This is a genomic window from Stenotrophomonas sp. FBCC-B152 (assembly GCF_059134105.1).
The window spans coordinates 3042384-3068210 of sequence record NZ_CP101442.1; the positions used below are offsets into that span (position 1 = coordinate 3042384).

Genomic DNA, 25827 nt, shown 5'->3' on the forward strand with positions numbered 1-25827 from the left:
ACCTCAAGGCACCGGGATGCGGGCCAGCAGCTCGGCCACCAGCCGCTCGCCATCCCAGCCTTCGGCCGTGGCTTCATAGCTGGGCAGCACGCGGTGGCGCAGCACGTCGGGGGCGACGCTGCGCACGTCCTCGGGGGTCACGAAGTCGCGGCCGGCCAGCCAGGCGCGCGCACGCGCGCAGCGCTCCAGCGCGATCGAGCCGCGCGGGCTGGCGCCCCAGGCGATGCGCTTTGCCAGCGCCGGGTCATAGCGGCCCGGGTCGCGGGTGGCCAGCACCAGTTCAATCAGGTAACGCTCCAGGGCAGGTGCCATGTGCAGCGACAGCACCGAGCGGCGGGCGGCGAACACATCGTCCAGCGGCATGCGGGTGGGCGCTGCCGGGGGCGTGCCGAGCGCATCCCGCGCGCGCTCGCGGGCCAGGCGCAGGATCTCGGCTTCGGCGTTGGAATCGGGATAGCCGATCCGCACGTGCATCAGGAACCGGTCCAACTGGGCTTCGGGCAACGGGAAGGTGCCCTCCTGCTCGATCGGGTTCTGGGTGGCCATCACCAGGAACAGCGCCGGCAGCGCATAGGTATGTCGGCCCACGGTGACCTGGCGCTCGCCCATGGCCTCCAGCAGCGCCGACTGCACCTTGGCCGGGGCGCGGTTGATCTCGTCGGCCAGCAGGATGGGGTGGAAGATCGGGCCGGGCACGAATTCGAAGCGGCCTTCCTGCGGCCGCCAGATCTCGGTGCCGGTCAGGTCGGCGGGCAACAGGTCCGGGGTGAACTGCACCCGCGAGAAGTCAGCCTCCAGGCGGGCAGCCAGCGCGCGGATGGCCGTGGTCTTGGCCAGCCCGGGTGCGCCTTCCACCAGCAGGTGGCCATCGGCCAGCAGTGCGGTCAGCAGGCGCTCGACCAGCGCATCCTGGCCGACGATCTCGGCCGCGAGCGAGTCGCGCAGCGCACGGAAGCCGGCATGCAGGCGGTCGTGTTCGGGGGTGTCAACGAAGGGCGTGGGGTCGATTGCGGGCATGGGGGGTGGCAGGTTCATGGCGTCCATCTGACCCACGCAACAGGCGTAAGGTTCCGCGCACATGATGGCAGGGCTGGCCGCGCAGCGGGATCAAGATTGCCTGAACGCGCCTACGCCCGCCCCGCGCCGTCGTAGATGGCGCTGCAGTACGGGCCGGCCATTTGAAAGCGCCTGCAGACCTGCGGCCGTTCGGCATAGATGCCGCAGGACATGGTGTCCCGGTCGAGCGCCACGCACCAGCCGTCCGCGCTTTTGGCCATGGCCAGCACGCCATCGGCAATCTCGGTGGTCAGGTTCGAGGGGACGCACTCCGACGGCGCCAGCACGGCGGTAAGCCGGCAGCATTGCGCGGTGCAACCGGAGCAGTGTGCCTGGGCCATGGGGCAGGATAGCGCGGCGCCCTTGCCCTGCCCTGAACCGCTCCCGATGGACGGCCCAAAAAAAAATCCGGCGCCCCTGCGGGCACCGGATCCTTGGTTACCAACCGCCTGCTGGATCAGCGACTCAGTTGGTCTTGGCCACGCGCAGCACCTTCGGGGTGACAAAGACCAGCAGTTCGGCCTTGTCCTTGTTGCGGCTACGCTTCTTGAACAGGTTGCCCAGGAACGGAACATCGCCCAGGAACGGCACCTTGTTGACGCTGTTGCGGTCGGTGAACTCGTACACGCCGCCAATCACCACGGTCTGGCCATCATCGACCAGCACGGCAGTGTTGACTTCGCGGCGGTTGATCGAGGGAACCTGGCCGTAGCCTTCCAGCACGATGTAGCTTTCGACTTCATCCTTCTTGACCGCCATGTTCAGGAACACGCGGTTGTCGTTGGTGATGGTCGGGGTGACCTTCAGCTCGAGCAGCACTTCCTTGAACTGCACATTCGGGGTGGCCGCCTGGCCGCCGGTGCCGCCCGTGATGGTGACGTAGCCGATTTCCTTACCCTGCTTGATCACCGCTTCACGCTGGTTGGTGGTGACCACGCGCGGGTTGGAAATCACTTCACCACGCGATTCCTGCTGCATGGCCGACAGCTCCACGTCCAGCAGGTAGCCGGCGTTGAGGATCGACAGTGCCAGCGAACCCGGGTTGCTGGCCGCGGCCACCGGCAGGTTCCAGTTCAGGCCACCGGTGTTGATCTGGCGCGGCGGACGGACCGGGATCGGACCGGTACCGCCACCGGCAGCCCATTCGTTGAGCGCTTCCTGGTACTCGGTCGCGTTCTCGCCGTCGCTGGTGATGTTGCTGTGGTTGGTGGTCGTGTTGCCACTGAAGTACACGTTGTCGCGGCTGCCGGTGATGCCGAACTTGGCGCCCAGCTCACGCGCGAAGGTGTCGGTGGCGATCACGATGCGGCTTTCGATCAGCACCTGGTCGACCGGGCGGTCGATCACGTTGATGAGCTCGCGCATGCGCGCGACCTTCTTCGGGATGTCGCTGATCATCAGCGTGTTGGTGCGCTCGTCGGCCACCAGGCGGCCACGCGAGGACAGGAAGCCGCTGTCTTCCTGCGAACTGTTGCCGGAACCACCGCCACCGCCACCGCCACTGCCGCCGCCGATGCCCTTGGCTTCGGTCAGCGCTTTGAAGATCTGCGCGGCGTTGTGGTAGTTGATCTGTACGTAATCGGTGACCAGGTCCTGGCGGTTCTCGATCGCGATGCGGGCGTCTTCCTTCTCCTGCTCGAACTTGGCCAGCTCCGGCTGCGGGGCAACCCACACCACGCCACCGTCACGACGCTTGTCCAGGCCCTTGGCCCGCAGCACGATGTCCAGTGCCTGGTCCCACGGCACGTTGACCAGGCGCAGGGTGACGTTGCCTTCGACGGTGTCGGAGGCCACGATGTTCAGGTTGGACTCCTCGGCGATCAACTGCAGCACGGTGCGCACTGGCACGTCCTGGAAGTTGAAGGTCACCGGCTTGCCGCTGTAGCCACGCTGCGCGACCGCGGTGGCCGCCTGGGTCACCGTGGTGGCGTTGATCGCACCGGTGGCCGGGGCGCTCTTGCGCGGGCTGATCTCGACCACGTACTCGTTGCCGGTCTGGTAGGCCAGCGACTCGAAGGCCGTGTTGGTGTCCAGCACCAGCTGGGTGCCACCGCCGTACGGCTTGGGATCGATGCGCTGCACCGGCGTGGCGAAGTCGACGACGTTGATCGACTTCTGCAGGTTTTCCGGCAGCGTCGCGTTGCCAACGTCGATCACGACGCTGTTGCCCTGGCTGCGCAGGTCCGGGTTGGCGCCCTTTCCATCGAACTGCAGGATCAGCCGGCCGCTGCCGTCTTCACCGCGCTTGAAGTCGATCTTGGACACCGCCAGCGAAGCCGGTGCGGCGGCCGGCGCGGCGCCGGCCCCCTGGGTCGTGGCGGCGGCTGCCGGCGTGGCGGCCATCAAGGTGCCATTGGCCACCATGAGCGCGACTCCCAGCGCGCACAGGTGGATCAGCTTCGGGCGCCGGTCGGGACGCTGCAGCATGGCGTTGGAAAAGGTCATCGTGCTATCCCCATAATCATTCATTGATCTTCAAGCGCGAGCGATGCAGGCCGTTCCAGCCAGCCGCCCGCGCCATCCGGCACCAGTTCAATCAGTTCGATCCGGTCTTCGAAGACCCCGGTCACGCGGCCGTCGCTCTGCCCCATGTAGACGGCCGGACGCACCCGATAGGTGACCTTGTCCGGGGCCATCACCAGCGCGACCAGTGCGCTGCCCTTGCCGATCGAACCGACCATGTCCAGGGAGTCCAGCGGGAAGGCTTCCAGCGGCTCCTTGCGGCGGTTCGGATCCGGGCGCAGGCCCGAACCACCGGCCTGGGGGTTGGCCCAGGCGTCGGTGAACGGATCACGCATCCCCTGCGCGGAGTACTCGAAGGTCTCGAACTGCTGCATGACAGGCAGTGGTTCGAGCGGCGGTGCCGGGCGGGCGCGCACGTCGGCGACCCACTTTTCCAGGTTGGGCGCGTCACCGGGCGTGCTGGAGATGCTGCGTGCGCAGCCCGCCAACAGGACCAGCATCAGCAGGCCACATACCCGTGCGGTGCTGGCCAGGTTCATGGCTTGCCTCCGTTCGGGCCTGCTGCCTGTGCGGCCGCTTTCTCCTGCGCTTCCATTTCCACGTCGTCCAGGTAACGGTAGGTCTTGACCGTGCCCGACAGCTCCAGCGCGCCGCTGCGCGCGGTGATGCCGGTCTTGGGGTCCTTGGGCTTGAGGTTGATGTCGTGCATGGTCAGGATGACCACGCGCGGCAGCGAGGCGACGCCGCTCACGAACGCACCGAACTGGTGATAGCTGCCTACCATGCGCAGGGCGATCGGCTTTTCAGCGTAGAACTCCTTGGGCACTTCCTCACCGGGCTGGAACAGCTCGTTGACCAGGCCGCTGGACAACGCGGTCTGCGAGATGTCGATGATCAGGTCCGGCATTTCGGTCTTGCTCGGCAGCTGGCGCAGCATCTGCTGCAGCACCTGCTCCATCTGGGCCAGCTGCTGCTTGAGCGGCTCCAGGTTGACCGCGCGGCCCTGCTCCCTCTCGAAATCGGTGCGCAGCGAGGCTTCGGTGCGTTCCAGCGAGTCGAGCTCTTCACGCTTGCCGCTGATCAGCACGAACCAGGCCAGCACCACGATCAGCAGCGACAGCAGCGCACAGAAGACGATCTTCGCCTGCTGCGGCCAACTGCCGATGTTGTTGAAGTCCAGGTCCTTCAGGTTGACTTTCTTCTGGCTCATGCGGCCCCCTTCTGCGGCGTGCTGGACGCCGCCGGTTGCGTTGCCGGGGCGGGAACGATGCGGCTGCCCGACGGCGCCGGCGCGGCCGGCTCAGCAGCCGGTACCGGGGCCGGCGTGGTGGCCGGTGCGGCGGTTCCGGCCCGGGCCGGTGCCAGCGGGGCCACGGCGGGGGCGGCATTCGGGTCTGTACCCGGTGCCACCACGCTGCCATCCGGCGCGATACCGTCAACGGCTTCGCTCTGTGCCGGCAGCGTCACCTTGACCACGAACACGTACGGCAGCGCGGAGATGTCGGAGACGGGGCCGATCGGCTTGTCCTTCTCTTCTTCCGGCTTGCGCGCTTCGATCACCGACAGTTCCGGCTTGGTCATCCAGCCTGAACTCTCCAGGTTGCGCATGTAGGCGCTGACCCGGGCGTTGGACTGGGTGCGCCCTTCCAGCGTCAGGATGTCGCCTTCCTGCTTCAGCGCGGTCAGCACCAGCCCATCGGGGATGGTCCGGACGAGCGCGTCGAACAGGTGCACCATCTGCGAGCGCTTGGCCTGCAGCTGTTCGATCACCTTCTTGCGCGCCAGCAGGCGATCCTTCTGGCGATCGAGGCGGTCGATTTCCTTGTTCTGCTCCTTGACCCGCGCGATCTCGGCCGTCAGGAACGCGTTGCGGTCCCCCTGGCCACTGATCTGGCGGTCGTAGTAGAACCAGATCAGCGCCGACAGCACCACGCCCGCGATGGCGGCAAAGCCCAGCATGGTCATGAACTCGCGCTGGCGTTGCTTGCGCCGCTCGGCGCGCCAGGGCAATAGATTGATTCTTGCCATCAGTCGAAGCTCCTCAGCGCCAGACCGGTGGCAATCATCAGCGCCGGGGCGTCCTGGGCCAGGGCATGCGCCTGCACCTTCGGACCCAGCGTCATCTGCGCCAGCGGATTGGCCACCACGGTGGCCACGCCCAGCTGTTCCTCCACCATCTCCGGAAGACCGGCCAGCGCCGCGCAACCGCCGGCCAGCACGATGTGGTCGACCCGGTTGAACTCACTGCCTGCATAGAAGAACTGCAGCAGGCGGCTGATCTGCTGGACAGTGGCTTCCTTGAACGGCTCGAGCACTTCCATCTCGTAGCTTTCCGGCAGCCCACCCTGGCGCTTGGCCAGGCCCGCTTCCTCGTAGGTCAGGCCGTAGCGGCGCATGACCTCGTCGGTGAGCTGCTTGCCACCGAACACCTGTTCGCGGCTGTACAGGCTGCGCCCGCCACGGAGTACGTTCAGGGTGGTCATGGTGGCGCCGATGTCGACCAGCGCGACCACGCCATCGCTGGCGATCGGCAGTTCACTGGCCACCAGCGCGAAGGCGTTTTCGACCGCGAAGGCCTCCACGTCCATCACCCGGGCGGTCAGGCCACCAAGCTCCAGCGCCGATTGGCGCAGCTCCACGTTCTCCGACCGCGACGCCGCCAACAGCACCTGGACCATTTCCGGGTTGTTGGGAATCGCGCCCAGCACCTCGAAATCGAGGTTCACTTCCTCGATCGGGTACGGGATGTAGTTGACCGCTTCGAGCTCGACCTGGGCTTCCATGTCGTTCTCGTCCAGATCAGCGGGCATCGGGATGAGCTTGGTGATGACCGCAGAGCCGGCCACGGCCGCGGCGGCATGCCGGGCCTTGGTACCTGAACGGTTCACCGCGCGGCGGATGGCCTCACCCACGGCCTCCACTTCCACGATGTTCTTTTCCACCACCGCATTCGGCGGTAGTGGTTCCACAGCGTAATGTTCCACGCGAAAACGATTGCCACTGCGGGAAAGCTGCAAGAGCTTTACTGCAGTCGAGCTGATGTCGACGCCAATAAGCGGCGACTGGCTTTTTGGGATAAGCCCCACGGTTTCTCCCCTGCCGACGGGCACTTGGACGCAAAACTTGCGCCCGCGCATTAATAACGTTTTTTTTGCAATTCGCAACCATCAACGTGCAAAACGTGTACTTACGACACGTTTCACCCGTCCCCTGACGGTGACCGAAATGCTCTCCCCGGGAACAACCCCAGCCGTTCCCTTGCGTAATCTATACTCTGCGGCCACGAAATTCGCAATCGGAATCTGACACTGATGACTCGCCTTCGCCGCTGGCTGCGCTGGTTGCTGGTCGCCTTCCTGGTCCTGGCACTGATCGGCGCCGCGGTCGCCGGGGGCCTGTACTACGCCATTTCCTCCCGTCTTCCGGACGTCCAGACCCTGCGCGACATCGAGATGCAGGAGCCCATGTACGTCTATGCGGCCGACGGCAAGCTCATGGCCGTGTTCGGCGAGTCCCGGCGCACCCCGATCACCATGAAGGAGGTCCCGGAGCGCCTGAAGCAGGCCTTCCTGGCCACCGAGGACGCCCGCTTCTACGAGCACGGGGGCGTGGACTACAAGGGCATCGGCCGCGCGGTGTGGCTGCTGGCCACCACCAACGACAAGCGGGTCCCGGGTGGGTCGACCATCACCCAGCAGGTGGCCCGCCAGTTCTTCCTCAGCTCCGAGTACAGCTACACCCGCAAGCTGGCCGAGATCCTGCTGGCGCGCAAGATCGAGCAGGAACTGAGCAAGGACGAGATCTTCGAGCTGTACCTCAACAAGAGCTTCTTCGGCAACCGCGCCTACGGCGTGGCCGCTGCGGCCGAGTTCTACTACGGCAAGAAGCTGGGCGAGCTGAGCCTGGACGAGATGGCCTCGCTGGCCGGCATCCCCAAGTTCCCCTCCAGCGGCAACCCGATCAGCAACCCCGAGCGCGCCCGCGAGCGCCGCGATTACTACGTGCTGCAGCGCATGGCCAACCTGGGCTTCATCAGCCAGGCCGAGGCCGACGCGGCCAAGGCCGTGCCGATGCACGCCAGCGCGCATGAGCCGCCGGTGCAGGTGGAAGCCCCCTACGTGGCCGAACTGGTCCGCCAGGAGATGATCGCCCGCTTCGGCGGCGACGTGCTCAACAAGGGCTACCACGTCACCACCACCATCAACGCCGAGATGCAGACCGCCGCCAACCTGGCGGTGCGCGATGGCCTGCTGGAGTACGACCACCGCCACGGCTGGCACGGGGTGGAGCAGCAGGTCGCGCTGGGCGCGGGCGACGATGCCGCCGCCCTGGCCGCGCACCTGCGCGGCATCAGCGCCCAGTCCGGGCTGCTGCCGGCCATCGTGGCCGGCACCGGCGCCGACGGCAGCGCCACGGTGGTGCTGGCCAACCGCACGGAGCTGGTGCTGCCGGCCTCGGCCGCCAAGTGGACCAACAAGACCCCGGGCAAGCTGGTGCAGCGCGGCGACATCGTGCGCGTGCGCACCGGCGCCAAGGAAGGCGAGTGGATGCTGGACCAGATCCCGCGCGGGCAGTCCGCGCTGGTGTCGCTGGACGCTGAAAGTGGTGCGCTGAAGGCGCTGGTGGGCGGTTTCAGCTTCTCCGGCAACAAGTTCAACCGCGCCACCCAGGCGCGCCGCCAGCCGGGCTCGAGCTTCAAGCCGTTCATCTATGCGGCCGCCTTCGACAAGGGCTTCAACCCGGCCTCGATCGTGCTGGATGCGCCGGTGGTGTTCCGCGACCGCCGCGGCAAGACCTGGCAGCCGCAGAACGACGGTGGCGGCTTCCGTGGCCCGATGCGCCTGCGCGAAGCGCTGGTGCAGTCGCGCAACCTGGTGTCGGTGCGCCTGCTCGACGGCATGGGCGTGGAATACGCGCGCAAGTACATCAGCGAGTTCGGCTTTGCCGAAGCCGAGCTGCCGCCGAACCTGTCGATGTCGCTGGGTACCGCGTCGCTGACCCCGCTGTCGGTGGCGCGCGGCTATGCCGTGTTCGCCAACGGCGGCTCGCGCGTGGATACCTGGCTGATCGACCAGGTCAGCGACCGCGACGGCAACCTGGTGTTCAAGGAGAACCCGGCCCGGGCCTGCCGCGAATGCGTGGGCACCAGTGGCGGCGCCCCGGTGAGCCAGGTGGTGGACGGCTTCAACTTCGGTGCCGCCGCCGCACCGGCGCCGGCCGGCCCGGCCAAGCCGCAGCAGGCGGCCGAACCGGCCGTGCCGGTGGACCCGAATGCGCGCACCGCGCCGCGTGCGATCGATGCGCGCACTGCCTACCAGCTGGTCTCGATGATGCGCGACGTGGTCCAGCGCGGTACCGGCACCGCAGCCAAGGTGCTCGGCCGCGAGGACGTGGGCGGCAAGACCGGTTCCACCAACGACCACCGCGATGCCTGGTTCTCCGGCTTCGGCGGCCCCTACGCCACCACCGTGTGGGTGGGCCGCGACGACTTCCGTTCGCTGGGCTACCGCGAATACGGCGGCCGTGCCGCGCTGCCGATCTGGATCGACTACATGCGGGTGGCGCTGAAGGACACCCCGATCGCACAGAACGAGCCGCCGACCGGCATGGTCCAGGCCACGCTCAACGGCGCGACCGAGTGGGTCAAGGTCGAGGACATGGAGAAGTTGGCCGAGTACGACTTCAACACCCAGACCCCGCAGGCCGACGACGCGGCGTTCGATATATTCTGAACGCAGGACGATGGTGTTGACACGCATGGCGTGTCACTACGATCCATGGTCGCGCGACCCCCGCGGTCGCGCGATCCGGGGTCGCGCGGTTGTAGGGACACGCCATGCGTGTCCCGGCCGTCACATGATCGGTGTACATTCGGTGGCAGGTCGCAAGGGGGAGCCGCTCATGCATCGGGCACGACAGCACTCGGAGAGCCAGACCCGCGAACGCCGCCACCGGCTCGCCCACGAGGCGGCCCGGCTGATGGCCGAAAGTGGCATCCGCGATTACCACCAGGCCAAGCTGAAAGCCGCCGGGCGGCTGGGCATCCACGACGATGCCTCGCTGCCGCGCAATACCGAGATCGAAGAGGCGCTGCGTGAGTACCAGCGCCTGTTCGCCGGCGCCGGGCATGACGTGCAGTTGCGCCAGCGGCGCGAGGCAGCGCTGCGCGCGCTGGAATTCCTGCACGGATTCGCCCCGCGCCTGTGCGGCCCGGTGCTGGACGGTACCGCCGATGCCAACAGCCCCGTGCAGCTGCAGCTGCACAGCGACGACGCCGATGCGGTGCAGCGCTTCCTGGAAGACCACCGCATTCCCGCCGACTCACGCATGCGCCGCCTGCGCCTGGACCGCGAACGCACGCTGGATGTGCCGGTATGGGTGTTCAGCGCCGAAGGGCTCACCTTCGACGTGGCGGTGCTGCCCTACGATGGTTTGCGCCAGCCGCCGCTGTCGAGCATCGATGAAAAGCCGATGCGGCGTGCATCGGCTGCGCAGCTTAGATTGTTGTTGGCGGACGGGTGAGTACCGACCAACGGTCGGTACCTACCAGCCTATGCCTACCCCTACCGCTACGGTGCTCTCGCCGCCCTGGCTGAAGGCGCCGTTGAGGCTGAAGGTGGTGGCGGCGCGCCGGTCCAGCACGCGCTGGTAGCCCACCGCCAGCGCCGATTCGCCATCGGCATGGCCAATGCCCGCCCCGAGCCGGTTCCAGGTGGGCAGTCCTGCGGTGTTCATGGCCATGGCCGCCTGCGCACTGCCCATCGCCGCCATCCGGTTCATCCGGCGATCCAGCCGCTCGAAACGGCGCTCCACCGACGCCATCGCCTGGTCGGTGTAGGCGTTGGCACGTTGCACGGCGTCATCCACCGCGCGGGTATCGACCGGTGGCAGTGGTGCGTCGGCTTTGGAGGCACGGGCAACGGCAGGCGCAGGCACGGACGTGGTATCCACCGCCTCCGGCTCGGCCGCAGGTGCTGCGTCTCCAGCCACCCGCTGCGTCCCCAGCGCGCTCACCTGCTCACCCATGGTCTCCAGCGCGTCGTGTGCGGCACCTACGGCATCGTCGAGTGCGCCTACGGCGTCGGCCACGCTGCCGTGCCACCTGCCCCGCACGGTGAACCCCACGCTGCGCACGCCGCCTTCGGCATCCATCCCGGTGCCCAGCAGCGCCGCCACGGCGGACAGCTGCCGCATCGACACCACGTCATCGTCGGCGATGCCGGGCATCACGTTGGTGATCCGCCGGCGCAGGCCCTGCCCGCCCACCGACACCTCGAACGGGCGCTGCACGATCGACCCGAAGCCCAGCGCCACGCTGTCGTGCGCGCCCTCCCAGACCTGGGTCGAGGCCCCGATCGCCATGCCGTTCTCGGCCAGTACGCGCGAACGCGAGCCCAGCGCGAAACCATCGTGTGCGCCATCCAGGATGATTGCCGCGCGCCCCAGCGCCACCGAGTTCCTGCCGAGCGCGGTGGCGAAGCTGCCGATGGCGGTCGAGCCCGCGCCCTGCGCATGGGCATCGCTGCCCATCGCGGTGCCCAGGTGGCCGGCCTGCGCCGGCAGGCTCAACGCGTCCGCCCCGACCTTGGCGTACAACTGGGTGTACTCCAGCGCCGCCACGCGCTGGGTGGCGGCGAACAACTGCGCGCCGTTGATGGCCTGGCGGCTGTCGGCACTGATCTCACCCGCGCCCAGTGCGACCAGGCGCGCACCGCGCAGGTGCACGGTTGCATCCTTGTCGAATCGGACCACATCGCCGAGGTCGGCGCTGACGCCGCGTACGTTGTCGTGCAGCAGATCGATGTCGATGCGGTTGCGGGCGATCTGCCCGCCATGGGTGTCGAGCTGCCAGAGCGCGTCCGCCCACCCGGGCGGTGTCGCCGGGTCCGGGATCACCACCGGCGACGGCGCCGGACACTGCAGCACGTATTCGCGCCTGCGCTCGCGGTCGAACACGCCGGCCAGGCCGATGCCCACGCCCAACCCGCCAATGAACGCCACGGGCGACGCGGGCGGCGGGGGGCTTTCCTGCGCGACCGACGGCGCTGCAGCCTCGGGCGGCGTTGCCGGCGAGGTGGCGGCAGCAAGTGCGGGGGCCATCAACAGAAGCGCGATGGACCCGGAAGCGAGTGGACGACAGGGACGATGCATGGCGGTCTCCTTTCAGGGCAGCAGGATCTGCTGGTGTTCGCGGTAGCCGTCACGGCTGAGCCGGTAATCCACGCGCAGCCGCGCGCCGGCCACCGGCTCGAATGGCAACGCCAGCGTGGCGCCGGGGTAGACGCTGCGTTCGATGTCGTGGGTGGTGCAGACGGCCGCAACGCAGTGCTCGACCCGGCGGATGCCCAGCCGGAGCGTGCCGTGGTTGTGCAGGCGCCCCCCCGCAACCTGCATCGCGACCCGTCCGTCGGCGGGCAATACGTTGACCAGCACGCCCCACACCAGGCTGACGCCCAGGGTGGCACCCGGCGTCTCCAGGGCATCGGGCCGCGCATCCGGGTCGTCCCCGCGCACGCCTTCGAAATACACCCGGAACGCGGTTTCCTCGTCCACCGGGGCCAGGGCGATCACCCGCACCAGCCGGCTGCCGCCGCCGGCGAGCGCGAACATGCCCGGCGTCACGGCGATCGCCGCGGCGTCGCCGGGTGGCTCATCCACTTCGTTTTCATGTTCGGTGGCAGGCGCGAGCACGCGCTTGACCGTGGCCCTGACGTACTGGGTGCGCGGCGACTGCGCCTGTACGCGGATGCTGGTGGTGCGGCCGGCGTCGAGGTGGACGCGCATGGGGTGCACGTCCAGGTTGGCCGACACCGGCAGGGCGGGAAACAGCAACAGCAGCGGGGAAAGGCGATGCAGGCGCATGGAAGTCTCGGTCGGCGTCAGGGGCGGCGGGTGGGCAGGCGCATCTCAAGCGTGAGATCGCCCTGATAGCGTCCGTCGCGCTTTTCGGCGGCCGGCACCCGGGGCGTGATGAAGGTGAGCGGGGTCGGCACGCAGTGCACGGCCTGGTCCATGCCAGGCAGCAGCACCGGCCGCAGCTCGGCGCTGTCGATGCCGGCCAGCACCGTGTGCGCCTCGCGGTGCAGGTCGATCGTGGTGCCCGCATGCAACAGCTGCAGGCGGTAATCGATGCGCTCGTGCGGCGCGCGCCCGCCCGCGTGGTGCCACACCGAAAACGCATCGCGCGGCCGCCCGGGCACGTCCGGCCCGCGATCGCGTGCCACCAGCACCAGCTCGCTGCTGTGGGCACCCAGGCCGTCGTACAGGCACACCTCCAGCACCGCCTGCCCACCGATGCTGGCCGGTGGCGGTACGGCCCGCAGCTGCAGCTGCAGGTCAACCTGTCCGGCCGAACCGCCGTGTTCCGGCAGGTGGATGGCGGCGCGACCCGGATCGGTCACCGTGACCGCGAGCACGAACACGTGCCGGCCGAGTACCGCGCCGCCCACGCCACCGCGCACATCCAGGTGCAGCTCGGCCTGCCAGCGCCCGGCCACCAGCGTGCCGATGTCCGTGGACGTCACCTGCAGCGTCGCAGCGGTGCCTGCCGGAGCGACGTGACACTCTCGGGTTGCCGATGTCCACAGCGGGTACTCGGATTTGTCCCAATAGTCGTCGCTGCAGCTGCGCTCCCACTCGACCCGCTCCATCCATCCGCTGACGGCGACCTCGCGGCGCTGGCCGCTGCGCGGTTCGTGGAACTCCAGCAGGATCGGCTGGCGGCCGGTCGGCCCCTCGCCGGTGTCGCTGCGTGGGCAGCGCCCACGCGCCGGAACGTCGGTGCAGGTGACATGCAGGCGGCCATGGCCGTGCACCACCTCATCGAACCCCAGCACGGTGCGCGGCGCCCACAGCTGCAGCGGCTGCGGCGCGGCGCGGTCGAAGGCGTGGCTCAATGTGGTCACGGTGGTGCCTGCGGCCGGCGTGGTGACCGGCGGGCGCTGCGCCGCCGCGGGCTGGGCAACCCACAAGGCCGGCACCAGCAGGACGCTGCAGGCGCGCATCAGGGTCCGCTCCATCGCCCCTCCTGCGCGATCGGCGCTGCATCCTCCAGCAGCTGCCGCACGCGCGGCTGGCGGGCGATGCGTTCGGGCAACCCGTCGCGCGCCAAGGGCGTGCAGGCCACTTGGCCGACCAGCAGCACCACGCTGCGCTGCTCGCGCACCTGCAGCGGACAGTGCAGCAGGCGTCCGGCCTGCAACAGGTAGAGGACCGCTTCGCGCTGCGCGAATTCAGCGATGAACCCGCCGTCGGCGCCCAGCCGGGGAACCGAAGCGTTGAGGATGCGCGCACCGGCCAGCGCGGCACCGGCCACGTCCACGGCGCTGCCGATGTAGGTGAAGGCAGCTTCCACGCCGACCGGCAACGCGATCACCCTGCCCGGCAACAGGAAGGGTTGCTGGGCAGGGCCCGGATGGGTCACCCGCACGCTGGCGTCATGTGCGTGCCCGGGCGCGTCCTGCACCTCCACGCGGTGGCGCTGATAACCGCTCAGCGGCAGCAGCCGGCGTTGACCGGCGCGCAGCACCTGGCGGCTGGCCCCGGCCTGCACTTCGGCGGCCGCGCCATCGAACGCGCTGGCAGCGGCGTGCTCGACGCTGACGGCCACGCCCGCGTCGGCACCCGGCGCACCGCCCCAGAACAGGCCGCGCGGCGACAACGCCAGCGCCGACCCGTGGCTGAGGCTGTACCCGGTTTCGCTGGCATGCGCCTGCCGATGGTGCGACAGCACGGCACTGGTCTGGCCCAGCGGCGTGTAGGTGCGCAGGGCAAGCAGCGCATCCACGTCATCGGTGTGCTTCACGCTGACCTCGGTGGCCACCTCGCGCGCGGTCGCGTCCTGCTCCTGGCGCCAGGACTGCGCCAGCAGCAGGCGCTGCCCGGTGTCACCGGACTGCGTGCGCCGTGCTTCGGCACCGATGCGGCGCAGCTGGCTGCCGCCCGCCGCGTGCTGCAGCCGCGAGAGCGTGACCGAGAGCTGCAGGCCCTGGTCGGCGACGCTGCCAGTCTGCCGCCATGCGCCCACGCGGGTGCCGATGCTCACGCTACGCCACTGCCGGGTGAGGCCGTAGGCGGCCTGCAGGCTGCGGGCGCTGCCGTTGGACCATCGCCCGGGCACCAGCGTGCGCCTGCGGGTGTGCCCGAGGTACAGGCTGCCGCCGGCCAGCGGCACGGTCAGCGATGCGCTGAGCGAATCGGCGCAGTCCAGGCGACAGCGGCTGCCACGCAGGCGCTGCCGGTACAGGTTCCAGGAAACGCTGTTGCGCACGCTGAGCAGTTGCTGGCTGCCACGCCTGCCGTCGCTGCCGATGAGGGCGCCGACTTCGGCCTGCAGGTCATGCCCGCCCAGGCGCTGGCGGACACCGGTACGCAGTTCGGCATGGCTGGCGTGGGCAACGCGCGCCACGCCCAGGCTCATGCCGAGCTGGCGGGCCAGCGGCAGGCGCAGGCCGGCCTGCAGCACGCTGTCGCCCGTGTCCAGGCGGATGTCGCGCGTGCGGCTTCGCCCGCCCTGCACGAACCATTGCAGGCCCGGTTCGCCCCAGTCCTGGGTGCGTGCGAACGGCAGTGTCTCGGTGCGCAGCAGGCGCCCGTCTTCGTGGATGCGCAGGGTCACGTCATAGCTGCCCGGTGGAAACCGCCGGGTATCGAGGTCGGTGACGCCGGCGGGCAGGTAGAAGGTCTGCAGCAGCCGTTCGCCGTCGTAGGCATCCACGCGCGCCTGCCGCGACAGCAGCACGGTCAAGGGCGCGGCGCCGGTATCGGCGCCGGCATCGACGTAGGCTTGGGTGGTACCGGCGCGGACGCCGTCGAAGCGGTCCAGCGGCAGCATGCCGAAGCCGAACTGTCCGCCCTGGGTGCTGGCCAGGTTGCGCCGGTCCATGCGCCCGACCTGCAGGTAGTGGCGCCGGGCCAGGTCATGCCGGTAGTACAGGTCGTCGAACTGGAAGTGCGTACGGGCGCGCTGGCCGGGCCAGGCGTGGCGCGCGTAGTTCCAGTTGCCGCCGACATGCCCGCTGCGCAGGACGCCCAGGGTGGCGCTGCCATGCGCGTTGAGCGCGTACTGGCTGCCACTGCCACTGAGCGCGAGCGTCTGCTGGTGCAGCAAGGCGTTCTCGGCATGTTCGCTGGGCGCATGCAGCCCGGCGGCGCCGGGCAAGGCGCGCGGCAGCCAGCGCAATGCGGGAAACAGCAGCAGCGCGCCGTCGCCGTCGTCAAAGATGGCATGCATGTGGGTGGGATCCTCGGACGGGGGGCGCCAGCCGCAGCCCGGCCGGGGTTGGCCATGGATGCAGGCCATGTGGCTGTTGCGCGGCAGCGGCAGGGACAACACCGGCAGCAGTGCCTGCTGCGCGGATGCGTCCAGGCCCAGCGCGGCCAACACCTGCGCGGGCTGTTCGAGCTGGACGTGCTCGAGCGTCACCCAGGCAGGCCAGAGGCCGGCAGAGCGGCCGAACGCGCGCACTTCCACGCGCTCGCGCTGGCCACTGACAAGATCTTCGAAACCGGCCGGCACCGGGCCCGCCTGGACGGCCATGCAGGCCAACACCAGGACGAGCGCCACCGCCAGCCGGACAAGGGCGGGAGCAGGAATGCGCATGGCAGGGACGCAGGCATGCCGGCCCCGCAGGGCCGGCGCCCGCGCAATGGCTTAGAGGCTGCTGGCCTTCTGCACCAGCACCAGGCTGACCGGACCGTCGTACAGGCCGGCGGCGGCGATGGGGCCGGGCGTGGCCTGGTCCACGGTCAGCGGCATTTCGATGGAGGCGCCGGGGATGGCACCCTGGAACAGCTGGTCGGCGGTGAACGCAATCGGTGCAAGGCCAAGCTCGCGGCCGTTGAGGGTGACCGACAGCGGGATATCGACCGCGCCGGCGGCGGTGACCTTGGGCATCAGCACGGCCGGTTCGGCCAGGCGCACGTCGACATCCAGGCTGGTGTCGTTGGAGAACACGCGCACGCGTTCGCTCCAGCTGCTCAGACCCTGCCCGGCGCGATACGGCATCTCGACGTCAGCGGGAAGCGCGCTGCCATCGGCCCGGAGCAGCGACAGGGTCGGGTCGACGTTCGCCCAGACGGTGATGTGCGCTTCAACGGCGTGGGCGGACAGTGCGGCGGTAAAGATCGCCAGGCCCAACGCGGCCTGCTTCAGGGTGCGGTACATGTGGTTCTCTCCCATGATTGAAAAACGCCTCGTTCGAGGCGATCACCCACGCTGCGCTGTGCAGTGCCGGCGACACGATCACGTTAGATCTGTGCGCGATGTCTCCCCACGCAACCATTCTTAAACCCATCGCGCACGCGCACGTTCTGCGACAGCGCGCGCGAACCGGACGCAACGCAAGCATTCCGACGCGCGCGCATGCGCATGTTGCGGGGTGCTGCTTTATGCTCGCCGCGGCACGGCGTGTTGTTGGCATTGGCTGAAAGCGAAAGGCGTAAATCCAGAGCCAGAGCCAAAGCCGTCGTTTGCGCGATGCTGCGTGCTGGGCCGGCGGGTACGGGGATACGGGGGGCGCCGTGAACCCTTCCATGGGGGCTCTTACCAAACATCCATGTTTGGTAAAGCCCCCGTACCCCCGTACCCGCCGACCCTCCGACGAAGTGTCGGCGGCCATGGGAAATGCACAAGCGACAGCAACGTCAACAGCAAATTTGTTTTCGATCGTGCGCAACTTGTCGTTGCTTTTCCCGTGGCCACCGGCCGACTGTCAGAGGGTCGGCGGGGGTGGGGGTACGGGGGCTTTGCGAAACATGGATGTTTCGCAAGAGCCTACACGGACGTATTCACGGCGCCCCCCGTACCCCCACCACCGCCGGCCCTGCGCGCAGCATCCTGCACACGACGGCTGTTGCTTGAAGGCACTTGCTTGAAGGCTTTTGAAACAAAAAAAAACGCCCCCTTGCGGAGGCGTTTTTTGATGCACTACGGGCGCTGATCAGCCCTGGTAGTCGCGCACGTCGTGGCCGGTGTAGACCTGGCGCGGGCGGCCGATCTTCATTTCCGGGTCGACCTGCTGTTCGAGCCAGTGCGCGACCCAGCCGGAGGTGCGGCCCAGCGCGAACATGACGGTGAACATTTCGGTCGGGATCTGCAGCGCCTTGTAGATGATGCCGCTGTAGAAATCGACGTTCGGGTACAGCTTGCGGGCAACGAAGTAGTCGTCCTGCAGCGCGGCCTGTTCCAGCTTCACGGCCACGTCCAGCAGCGGATCCTGCACGCCCAGCTGCTTGAGCACCTTGCCGGTCATCTCACCGATGACCTTCGCGCGCGGGTCGAAGTTCTTGTACACGCGGTGGCCGAAGCCCATCAGGCGGAAGCCCGAGGCCTTGTCCTTGGCCTTGAGCACGGCCGATTCGACGTTGTCGGCCGAACCGATCTCTTCCAGCATCTTCAGCACGGCTTCGTTGGCACCGCCGTGGGCCGGACCCCACAGCGCGGTGACGCCAGCGGCGACCGACGCGTACGGGTTGGCACCGGTCGAACCGACCAGGCGCACCGTCGAGGTGGAGGCGTTCTGCTCGTGGTCGGCATGCAGGATGAAGAGCAGGTCCAGCGCCTTGACCACGTCCGGGTTCAGCTCGTACTGGCCATCGGCCGACTCGAAGGTCTGCTTCAGGAAGCGGCTGACGTAATCCAGCGAGGTGTCCGGCTTGTTGGCCGGCAGGCCCTTGCCGTGGCGGTAGATCAGCGCCGACAGGGTCGGCACCTTGGCGATCAGGCGCACGGCCGACTGGCGGCGCTGTTCGGCGTCGGACAGGTCCAGCGAGGCGTGGTACTTCGCCGACAGCTGCGCGATGGCAGCGGCCAGGATGGCCATCGGGTGGGCATCCTTGTCGAAGCTGGCGATCAGGGCATTGATCGAGGCATCGACGTTGGCTTCGGCAGCCAGCTCATCGGTGAAGGCCTTCAGCTGCTCGGCGCTCGGACGCTCGCCGTTGATCAGCAGGTAAGCCACTTCGACGTAGCTGGACTTTTCCGACAGCTGCTCGATGGGGTAGCCGCGATACAGCAGCACGCCCTTGTCACCGTCGATATAGGTGATGGCGGACTTGCAGCTGGCGGTGGCGGTGAAGCCGGAGTCGTAGGTGAAGAGACCGGTTTCCTTGGTCAGCTTCGAAATATCGACACAATCGTTGCCGAGCGTGGGTTTGATGACAGGCAGAACAACCGACTTGTCGCCGGCGTTGAGCGTGACCTGATCAAGATCGGACACTGTGTGCGCTCCTCAGGGGAAGGCGCCCACCCAAGCGCGTGGGGCGGGCACGTGAAAGAAGTCCACAACCTGTGCTGTGGATCACGTCATTATCGCACAGCAACATTTGCCACGCCCTAGGACGGAAGTCGTAGACGAAGGGCCGCCCTGCCCTGTCAGCACAAGCCTGGCGGTGCTCCGACCGGGCTGATATGGACACTGCGTTCCGCCCGGCAGGCACAATTTATGAACCGCCGTTCATCCACCAGCAGGGTTCGACGCGGGCAAAAAAAAACAACGGCCGCCTGGGCGACCGTTGTTTTCATGCAGCAGTGTCGACCGCTTATTCGGCAGCAGCAGCCGCAGCCGGCTTGCCGAAACGCTTCTGGAACTTGTCGATACGGCCGCTGGTGTCGATCACCTTGTGCTTGCCCGTGTAGAACGGGTGCGAAGCAGAGGAGATTTCGATCTTGACGAGCGGGTACTCGTTGCCGTCTTCCCACTTCACGGTTTCTTTCGTCGCCATGGTGGAACGGGTCAGGATCTTGAAATCGGAGGTAACGTCCTGAAACACGACGTCACGGTAGTTCGGATGGATATCGGCCTTCATGGACACACCGTAGAGAATATGAAAAACGTAAGCGCGGCATTATAGTCCCGGCGCCCTGCGAGGGCAAGCCGGGACCACCGCTACATGAACAGGCCCGCCGTGGCGGCCTTACCGGACCCCAAGGGCTGCCCGGACCTGGGCTTCGAAACGCCCCTGGTCGTAGGCCATCAGCAGCTGGGTGTTGTCCGGCTGCCCCGTCTGGCGGTTCCAGTCGACAATGGTAGCACCCCGGCTGTGGGTGCCGGCCAGTTCGACGTTCAGCGGGCGCGATTCAACCCGCAGCGCGCCTTCCGGCTGCAGCGCCCAGGCCATGGCCAGGGCGTCGGCGGCGAACCAGCGCTCGCCCCGGCTGTCTTCGGACCACAGGCGGGTCTGGCGCGAGATCAGCTCGTAGAAGCGCGCCTTGTCGCTGTCGAAGGCCAGCCACTGCTCGACATCCTTGTGCAGCAGGCCGTGGGCGACGGTGGCCTCCCAGTCGGCCACTTCGATGTGCGGGAAGCCGGTGAACACCACGTGTGCCGCTTCCGGATCGAAGGCGATGTTGAACTCGGCTGCCGGGGTGATGTTGCCGTGGCAGGTCACCGCCCCGCCCATGACCAGGAAGCGCTTCACGCGCTGCGGCAGGGTCGGGTCGAGCTTGAGCGCCAGGGCCAGGTTGGTCAGCGGGCCGAGGGCGACAAGGAACAGCTCGCCGGCGTACTCATGGGACAGGCGCAGGATGGCCAGCGCGGCGTGTTCGGCTTCGGCCTGGCGCTTGGCGGCCGGCAGGTTGACGTCGCCGAAGCCATCGGCACCGTGCACGTGCGCGGCATCGACCGACGGGTGCAGCAGCGGATCGGCGGTACCGGCGAACACCGGCACGTCTTCACGCCCGGCCACTTCACACAGTTTCAGCGCATTGCGGACCGTGTGGTCCAGGCCGACATTGCCGGCGGCAATGGTGAGGCCGACCACGTCGTGGCGTTCGTCGGCAAAGGCCATCAACAGGGCCAGGGCGTCATCGACACCCGGATCGGTGTCGATCAACAGCGGAATCTTCTTGGTCATGCGTGCCGTCTTTATCTAGCGGCAACGGAATGTCTCACCCGCAGATGACAAATACAAGGGGAAGCGCCACCGCATGCGCGCTGCCGCCCCACGCCTTGCTGCGCAACGCGCGGGCCCCTCTTACCATCACCCACACCCCCGCCGCTTCGCGGCCGCCCCCTGACTCAGGGGGCTTTATGCGCCAGCGTATCGAACAGCGCTGCCAATCCATCTATGCACGATTCTGTCGGCCACCACTGGCGCCTCGGCCAGCAGACGCTCGGCCAGTGCATGCACGCCCGGCAGCAGGTCCGCGTCGCGGGCCAGGTCGGCCATGCGGAAGCCGGCCAGGCCGGTCTGGCGGGTCCCCAGCAGTTCGCCGGGACCGCGCAGTTCCAGGTCCTTTTCGGCGATGACGAAGCCATCGTTGGTCTGCCGCATGGTTTCCAGGCGTTCGCGCGCCATCGCCGACAGCCGCGCCTGGTACAGCAGCACGCAGCGCGACACGGCCGAACCGCGCCCGACCCGGCCGCGCAGCTGGTGCAGCTGGGCCAGGCCGAGGCGTTCGGCGTTCTCGATCACCATCAACGAAGCATTGGGCACGTCCACGCCGACTTCGATCACGGTGGTGGCCACCAGCAGGTCGATCTGCCCGGCCTTGAACGCGACCATGGTGGCCAGCTTCTCGCTGGCCTTCAGCCGCCCGTGCACCAGCCCCACCCGCACGCCCGGCAGCAACGCCTGCAGCGATTCATAGGTGGCCTGCGCCGGGGTGGCGTCCAGCTCGTCGTTCTCTTCGATCAGGGTGCACACCCAGTACACCTGGCGGCCTTCGCGGCAGGCCAAGGCGATGCGTTCGATCAGTTCGGGACGGCGATCGTTGTTCAGTGCAACGGTCTGCACCGGGGTGCGCCCGGGCGGCAGTTCGTCGATCGCCGACACGTCCAGGTCAGCGTATTCGGACATCGCGAGCGTGCGTGGAATCGGCGTGGCGGTCATCACCAGCTGGTGCGGTACGCTGCGTCCGCCCGGCCCCTTGTCGCGCAGGGCCAGCCGCTGGTGCACGCCGAACCGGTGCTGCTCGTCGACGATGGCCAGCGCCAGGTCATGGAACACCACCGCCTCCTGCATCAGCGCATGGGTGCCCACCACCACCTGCGCCTGCCCGTTGGCGACCTGTTCGAGCACCTTCGCGCGCGCCTTGCCGGTGACCTTGCCGGCCAGCCAGGCCACCTGCACGCCCAGCGGTTCCAGCCAGCCGCGCAGGTTGGTGAGGTGCTGTTCGGCCAGCAGCTCGGTCGGCGCGGCCAGCGCGACCTGCTTGCCCTGCTCCACCGCCAGCATGGCCGCCAGCGCGGCCACCACGGTCTTGCCCGATCCGACATCGCCCTGCACCAGCCGCAGCATCGGGCGCGGCTGGGCCAGGTCTTCGCGGATCTGGGTGAACACGCGTTTCTGAGCGCCGGTCAGGGCGAACGGCAGCTGCTTGAGCAGGGCCTTGGCCAGTTTTCCGGGTCCGGCCAGCGGCGGGGCGTGGTGCGCCTGCAGCGCAATGCGCTGGCGGCGCAGGCTCAGGTGATGGGCCAGCAGTTCTTCCAGCGCCAGGCGGCGCTGCGCGGGATGGGTCCCTGCGGCAAGTGCGGCCAGGTTGGCGTCCGGTGGCGGGCGGTGCACGGTCAGCAGTGCACTGCGCAGCGAGGGCAGCGCCAGGCCATCGAGCCAGCCGGGCGGCAACAGCTCCAGGGTGGATTCTTCAGGCAGGCGGTCCAGCGCCTGGCCGATCAGGCGGCGCAGCGTGGCCGGGCCGATGCCTTCCACGGTGGGATACACCGGGTCCAGGCTGTCGCCCAGCGCCGGGTCATCGGTACGGCCGAGCACCTGGTAACTGGGGTGGACGATTTCCAGCCCCAGCTGGCCCGGCTTGGGCGTGCCGAAGCAGCGCAGGCGGGTGCCCACCGCGAACTGGGCCACCTGCTGCTGGCGGAAGTGGAAGAAGCGCAGCACCAACGTGCCCTGCCCTTCGTCTTCCACCGCAACTTTCAACGTGGGCCGGAACCGCATGCCACGGTCCACCGCGACCACGCGGACTTCCACCTGCGCCGGCACGCCGTTGCGCAGGTCCTGGATGCGGGTCAGCGCGGTACGGTCTTCATAACGCAGTGGCAGGTGCAGCCACAGGTCCTGCAGCGAGGCCAGGCCGCGGGCCGCCAGTTTGGCGGCCACGGCCGGACCCACGCCGGTGAGCACCGCCAGCGAAGCTTCGCCGGACGGCGCCAGCGCCGGGGTGACCGCCGGTCTGCGTGCCACGTGGCGGTCAGTCGATGACCATCACCGCATCAACCTCGAAGTTGGCGCCCTTGGGCAGGCCGGACACTTCGATGGTGGAGCGGGCCGGGAACGGCGCCTGGAAGTAGTCCTGCATGACCGCGTTGACCTTGGCGAATTCGGCCAGGTCGGTCAGGTACAGGCCCAGGCGGACCACCTTGTCCAGCGAGCCGCCGGCGGCTTCGGCCACGGCCTTGAGGTTGTCGAAGGCGCGGCGGGCCTGCGCTTCGACATCACCGGCGCCGACGATGTCGCCGGTGGCCGGGTCCAGCGGAATCTGGCCGGAGAAGTACACGGTGTTGCCGGCACGCACGGCCTGCGAATACGGACCGATCGCGGCCGGTGCGTTTTCGGTGTTGATGATCTGGCGGGACATGGTGTGCCTCGTTATGTCGAACAATGGTGGGCCATTGTATCGGTTTCGATCATTGCCGCGCTTTGCGCGGCCAGCCACGCAGGGCGTGGCTCTACGTCATTGATACGTGCCGATCATTGGCGGCGTACGGACTGCACCACGGACAACCTGCGCAGCCGGCGCATGACTTCGGCCAGGTGGTTGCGGTCGCGGACCTGGATGTTGAACGCCAGCACGGCGGCGTTGAAGTCGCGGTCCAGGTAGTCGACCCGTTCGATGTTGGAATGGCTCTGCGCGATCGCTGCGGCCAGCTGGGCCAGCACGCCGGTGCCGTTCTCCACTTCAACCACCAGCGCGGTGTCGTAATCGCCGGAGACGGTGGTGTCCCAGCCGATCGGCACCCAGCGCTCGGGCGACTTGCGCAGCTCGGCCAGGTTCGGGCAGTCCAAGCGGTGGACCACGATGCCCTTGCCCGCGGTGTGGTAGCCCATGATCTCGTCGCCGGGAATCGGCTGGCAGCAGTTGGCGAAGCTGACCACGCCGCGTTCGCTGCCGTTGATCAGGATCTTTTCCTGCGAGTGCTTGGAATGCGCGCCGCCGCGCAGTTCTGCATAGGCCATCAGCGCCTGCGCGGCCTGGTTCGGCATCCAGTTGCCCAGGGCCACCTCGGCCAGCAGGGCCTCCAGGCGCGGATAGCGGTGTTCGGCCAGGAAGGCGTCCAGGCGGCCCTTGGGCAGCCGTTCCAGCGAGCTGTCCATCGCTTCCAGCGCGCGGTCGAGCATGCGGTGGCCCAGCTGCACGGCGTCTTCGTGTTCGAGCTGCTTGAGCTGGTGGCGGATCGCGGTGCGCGCCTTGGAGCTGACCACGAATTCGAGCCACTGCGGCTTGGGCGTGGCCGAGCGCGCGGTGATCACTTCCACGGTCTGCCCGCTGACCAGCTTGGTGCGCAGCGGCACCAGTTTCTTGTCCACGCGCGAGGCCACCGCCATGTTGCCCACGTCGGTGTGCACCGCATAGGCGAAGTCCAGCGCGGTGGAGTTGCGCGGCAGCGCCAGGATCTTGCCCTTGGGGGTGAACAGGTAGACCTCGTCCGGGAACAGGTCGACTTTGACGTTGTCGAGGAATTCCAGCGACGAACCGGCGGCGCGCTGCGAATCGATCAGCTCCACGATCCAGGCATGTGCACGGCTCTGCGCGCTGTTGGGGGTGTCGCCACCGAACTTGTAGGTCCAGTGCGCGGCCACGCCGCGCTCGGCGATGAGGTCCATTTCCTCGGTGCGGATCTGCACTTCGATCGGCGAGCCGTACGGGCCGAACAGCACCGTGTGCAGCGACTGGTAACCGTTGGCCTTGGGAATGGCGATGAAATCGCGGAAGCGGCCATCCAGCGGCTTGAAGGTGGCATGCACCGAGCCCAGCGCGTGGTAACAGTTGGGCACGCTGCGCACCACCAGGCGGAACCCGAACACATCCATGACCTGGTCGAAGGATTTGTTCTCGTCGCGCATCTTGTTGTAGATGCTCCACGGGGTCTTGATCCGGCTGACCAGGCGGTGTTCCAGCCCTTCCTTGGCCAGCCGCTGCGACAGCTGCACTTCCACCTGTGCCATCGCCTCGCGGCGTACCACCGGCTGGCTGCGGATATGCTTTTCCAGGATCGCGTGGCGCCACGGGTACAGCGCCTTGAAGCCCAGGTTCTGCAGCTCGCTCTTGACCAGGCTCATGCCCAGCCGCTGCGCGATCGGGGCGTAGATCTCCAGGGTTTCGCGGGCGATGCGGCCACGCGCCTCGGTGCTCTGCGCGCCGAGCGTGCGCATGTTGTGCAGGCGGTCGGCCAGTTTGATCATGATCACGCGCAGGTCGCGCGACATCGCCAGCAGCATCTTGCGGAAGCTCTCGGCGGCCGCTTCCTGGCGGTCGCGGAACTTCAGCTTGTCCAGCTTGGTGACCCCATCGACCAGCTCAGCCACGGCTTCGCCGAATTCGGCGGCCAGCGCTTCGCGGGTCAGCGGGGTGTCTTCGATGGTGTCGTGCAGGATCGCGGCGATCAGCGCTTCCACGTCCAGGCCCAGCTCGGCCAGCACCTGCGCCACCGCCACCGGATGGGTGATGTACGGCTCGCCCGACTTGCGGGTCTGCCCGGCATGCGCGGAGGCCCCTACCTCCCAGGCACGGCGCAGCAGCGGCAACTGCTCGGGCGGCAGGTAATGGGCTGCGCGTTCAAGCTGGAGGACATAGTCGGGTACGGCCGCGCCGGGAGACGTGGCGACCTTGGCAGAGGGGCCTGGGTTCATGGCTGGAAGACTATTCCAGCGACGGGATAACGGCAAACTATTGCTGGCGCAAAAATGCAGACAGCCCGCACTTGGCGGGCTGTCTGTGGCAACAACGAATGATCGGGTGCGATCAGTCGTCGTTCTTGGACATGTCTTCGTCGGCGACGACTTCGGCAGCGGCCCATTCCAGTGCTTCACGCTCGGCACGCTCGCGCTCGGCCTTCTCGACTTCGTCGATCAGGGCGTTGTCGATCTTGCGGGCGGCAATTTCGCGCAGCGCCAGCACGGTCGGCTTGTCTTCGGTTTCGCTGTTGTCCAGGGTGGCCTGGACGCCATTGGCCAGCTGACGGGCGCGCTTGGACGCCATCATGACCAGCTCGAAACGGTTATCGACGACTTCCAGGCAATCTTCTACGGTGATGCGGGCCATGCGGGCTCCCGGCAGCCGGCAAGGGCTGCTCATCGAATGAGGGAAAGGGGACGGATTGTACCGGCCAGGGCTGGACAAAATCAAGCCGA

General features: G+C 67.9%; 21 protein-coding genes. 2 read left to right on the top strand and 19 right to left on the bottom strand.

The annotated features are described in order from the left end of the window. Positions 1 to 3: 3 nt before the first annotated feature. The 7 genes from NMB40_RS14020 to NMB40_RS14050 all read right to left on the bottom strand — a co-directional run bounded on the left by NMB40_RS14020 (position 4) and on the right by NMB40_RS14050 (position 6605). Positions 4 to 1035: an AAA family ATPase gene (locus tag NMB40_RS14020; RefSeq protein WP_494358804.1), complete on the bottom strand. Its 1032-nt coding sequence runs from the start codon at positions 1033 to 1035 to the stop codon at positions 4 to 6. Between the two features lie 92 nt (positions 1036 to 1127). After that, complete coding sequence (locus NMB40_RS14025) at positions 1128 to 1397, bottom strand: YkgJ family cysteine cluster protein (RefSeq protein ID WP_494358805.1); 270 nt, start codon at positions 1395 to 1397, stop codon at positions 1128 to 1130. Between the two features lie 124 nt (positions 1398 to 1521). Beyond that, on the bottom strand, positions 1522 to 3501 hold the full coding sequence (locus NMB40_RS14030) for a type IV pilus secretin PilQ (RefSeq protein ID WP_494358806.1): 1980 nt from the start codon (positions 3499 to 3501) through the stop codon (positions 1522 to 1524). Positions 3502 to 3521: 20 nt separating this feature from the next. After that, positions 3522 to 4019 carry a pilus assembly protein PilP gene (locus NMB40_RS14035; protein WP_237334367.1) on the bottom strand — a complete coding sequence of 166 codons (498 nt, stop codon included), beginning with the start codon at positions 4017 to 4019 and terminating at the stop codon, positions 3522 to 3524. A gap of 35 nt (positions 4020 to 4054) precedes the next feature. Beyond that, on the bottom strand, positions 4055 to 4729 hold the full coding sequence (locus NMB40_RS14040; RefSeq protein WP_494358807.1) for a type IV pilus inner membrane component PilO: 675 nt from the start codon (positions 4727 to 4729) through the stop codon (positions 4055 to 4057). Continuing rightward, on the bottom strand, positions 4726 to 5547 hold the full coding sequence (locus tag NMB40_RS14045; RefSeq protein ID WP_494358808.1) for a PilN domain-containing protein: 822 nt from the start codon (positions 5545 to 5547) through the stop codon (positions 4726 to 4728). Before NMB40_RS14045 ends, NMB40_RS14040 begins: the two co-directional genes overlap by 4 nt. Continuing rightward, positions 5547 to 6605 carry a pilus assembly protein PilM gene (locus tag NMB40_RS14050; protein ID WP_038686523.1) on the bottom strand — a complete coding sequence of 353 codons (1059 nt, stop codon included), beginning with the start codon at positions 6603 to 6605 and terminating at the stop codon, positions 5547 to 5549. Before NMB40_RS14050 ends, NMB40_RS14045 begins: the two co-directional genes overlap by 1 nt. Positions 6606 to 6830: 225 nt before the next feature. Between NMB40_RS14050 and NMB40_RS14055 the strand changes: the two genes are divergently transcribed. Then, positions 6831 to 9251: a penicillin-binding protein 1A gene (locus NMB40_RS14055; protein ID WP_494358809.1), complete on the top strand. Its 2421-nt coding sequence runs from the start codon at positions 6831 to 6833 to the stop codon at positions 9249 to 9251. A gap of 169 nt (positions 9252 to 9420) precedes the next feature. Next, a complete protein-coding gene (locus NMB40_RS14060) occupies positions 9421 to 10041 on the top strand; it encodes a hypothetical protein (protein ID WP_282247776.1) in 621 nt (206 codons plus the stop codon). 21 nt (positions 10042 to 10062) lie between these two features. Here NMB40_RS14060 and NMB40_RS14065 read toward each other — a convergent pair whose 3' ends face one another. The 12 genes from NMB40_RS14065 to rpoZ form a co-directional block, all read right to left on the bottom strand. Beyond that, positions 10063 to 11670 carry a YadA-like family protein gene (locus tag NMB40_RS14065; RefSeq protein WP_494358810.1) on the bottom strand — a complete coding sequence of 536 codons (1608 nt, stop codon included), beginning with the start codon at positions 11668 to 11670 and terminating at the stop codon, positions 10063 to 10065. 12 nt (positions 11671 to 11682) lie between these two features. Next, positions 11683 to 12381 carry a pilus assembly protein gene (locus tag NMB40_RS14070; RefSeq protein ID WP_494358811.1) on the bottom strand — a complete coding sequence of 233 codons (699 nt, stop codon included), beginning with the start codon at positions 12379 to 12381 and terminating at the stop codon, positions 11683 to 11685. A gap of 17 nt (positions 12382 to 12398) precedes the next feature. Next, on the bottom strand, positions 12399 to 13538 hold the full coding sequence (locus NMB40_RS14075; protein ID WP_494358812.1) for a CblD like pilus biogenesis initiator family protein: 1140 nt from the start codon (positions 13536 to 13538) through the stop codon (positions 12399 to 12401). Beyond that, positions 13523 to 16120: a TcfC E-set like domain-containing protein gene (locus NMB40_RS14080; RefSeq protein ID WP_494358813.1), complete on the bottom strand. Its 2598-nt coding sequence runs from the start codon at positions 16118 to 16120 to the stop codon at positions 13523 to 13525. Before NMB40_RS14080 ends, NMB40_RS14075 begins: the two co-directional genes overlap by 16 nt. Positions 16121 to 16171: 51 nt before the next feature. Beyond that, a complete protein-coding gene (locus NMB40_RS14085) occupies positions 16172 to 16684 on the bottom strand; it encodes a CS1 type fimbrial major subunit (protein WP_494358814.1) in 513 nt (170 codons plus the stop codon). Between the two features lie 775 nt (positions 16685 to 17459). Beyond that, positions 17460 to 18737 carry a citrate synthase gene (locus NMB40_RS14090; RefSeq protein ID WP_494358815.1) on the bottom strand — a complete coding sequence of 426 codons (1278 nt, stop codon included), beginning with the start codon at positions 18735 to 18737 and terminating at the stop codon, positions 17460 to 17462. 322 nt (positions 18738 to 19059) lie between these two features. Next, a complete protein-coding gene (locus NMB40_RS14095) occupies positions 19060 to 19326 on the bottom strand; it encodes a type B 50S ribosomal protein L31 (protein WP_193069377.1) in 267 nt (88 codons plus the stop codon). Positions 19327 to 19434: 108 nt separating this feature from the next. Next, complete coding sequence (locus tag NMB40_RS14100; RefSeq protein WP_494358816.1) at positions 19435 to 20373, bottom strand: nucleoside hydrolase; 939 nt, start codon at positions 20371 to 20373, stop codon at positions 19435 to 19437. A 174-nt stretch (positions 20374 to 20547) separates the two neighbouring features. Further along, positions 20548 to 22659, bottom strand: a complete 2112-nt coding sequence (recG, locus tag NMB40_RS14105) for an ATP-dependent DNA helicase RecG (protein ID WP_494358817.1) — start codon at positions 22657 to 22659, stop codon at positions 20548 to 20550. 7 nt (positions 22660 to 22666) lie between these two features. Then, on the bottom strand, positions 22667 to 23053 hold the full coding sequence (locus tag NMB40_RS14110; RefSeq protein WP_068853882.1) for a RidA family protein: 387 nt from the start codon (positions 23051 to 23053) through the stop codon (positions 22667 to 22669). Positions 23054 to 23166: 113 nt separating this feature from the next. After that, on the bottom strand, positions 23167 to 25326 hold the full coding sequence (locus tag NMB40_RS14115; protein ID WP_494358818.1) for a RelA/SpoT family protein: 2160 nt from the start codon (positions 25324 to 25326) through the stop codon (positions 23167 to 23169). A gap of 112 nt (positions 25327 to 25438) precedes the next feature. Beyond that, positions 25439 to 25738, bottom strand: coding sequence for a DNA-directed RNA polymerase subunit omega (gene rpoZ, locus NMB40_RS14120; RefSeq protein WP_068853884.1), 300 nt, complete (start codon positions 25736 to 25738; stop codon positions 25439 to 25441). Positions 25739 to 25827: the final 89 nt, after the last annotated feature.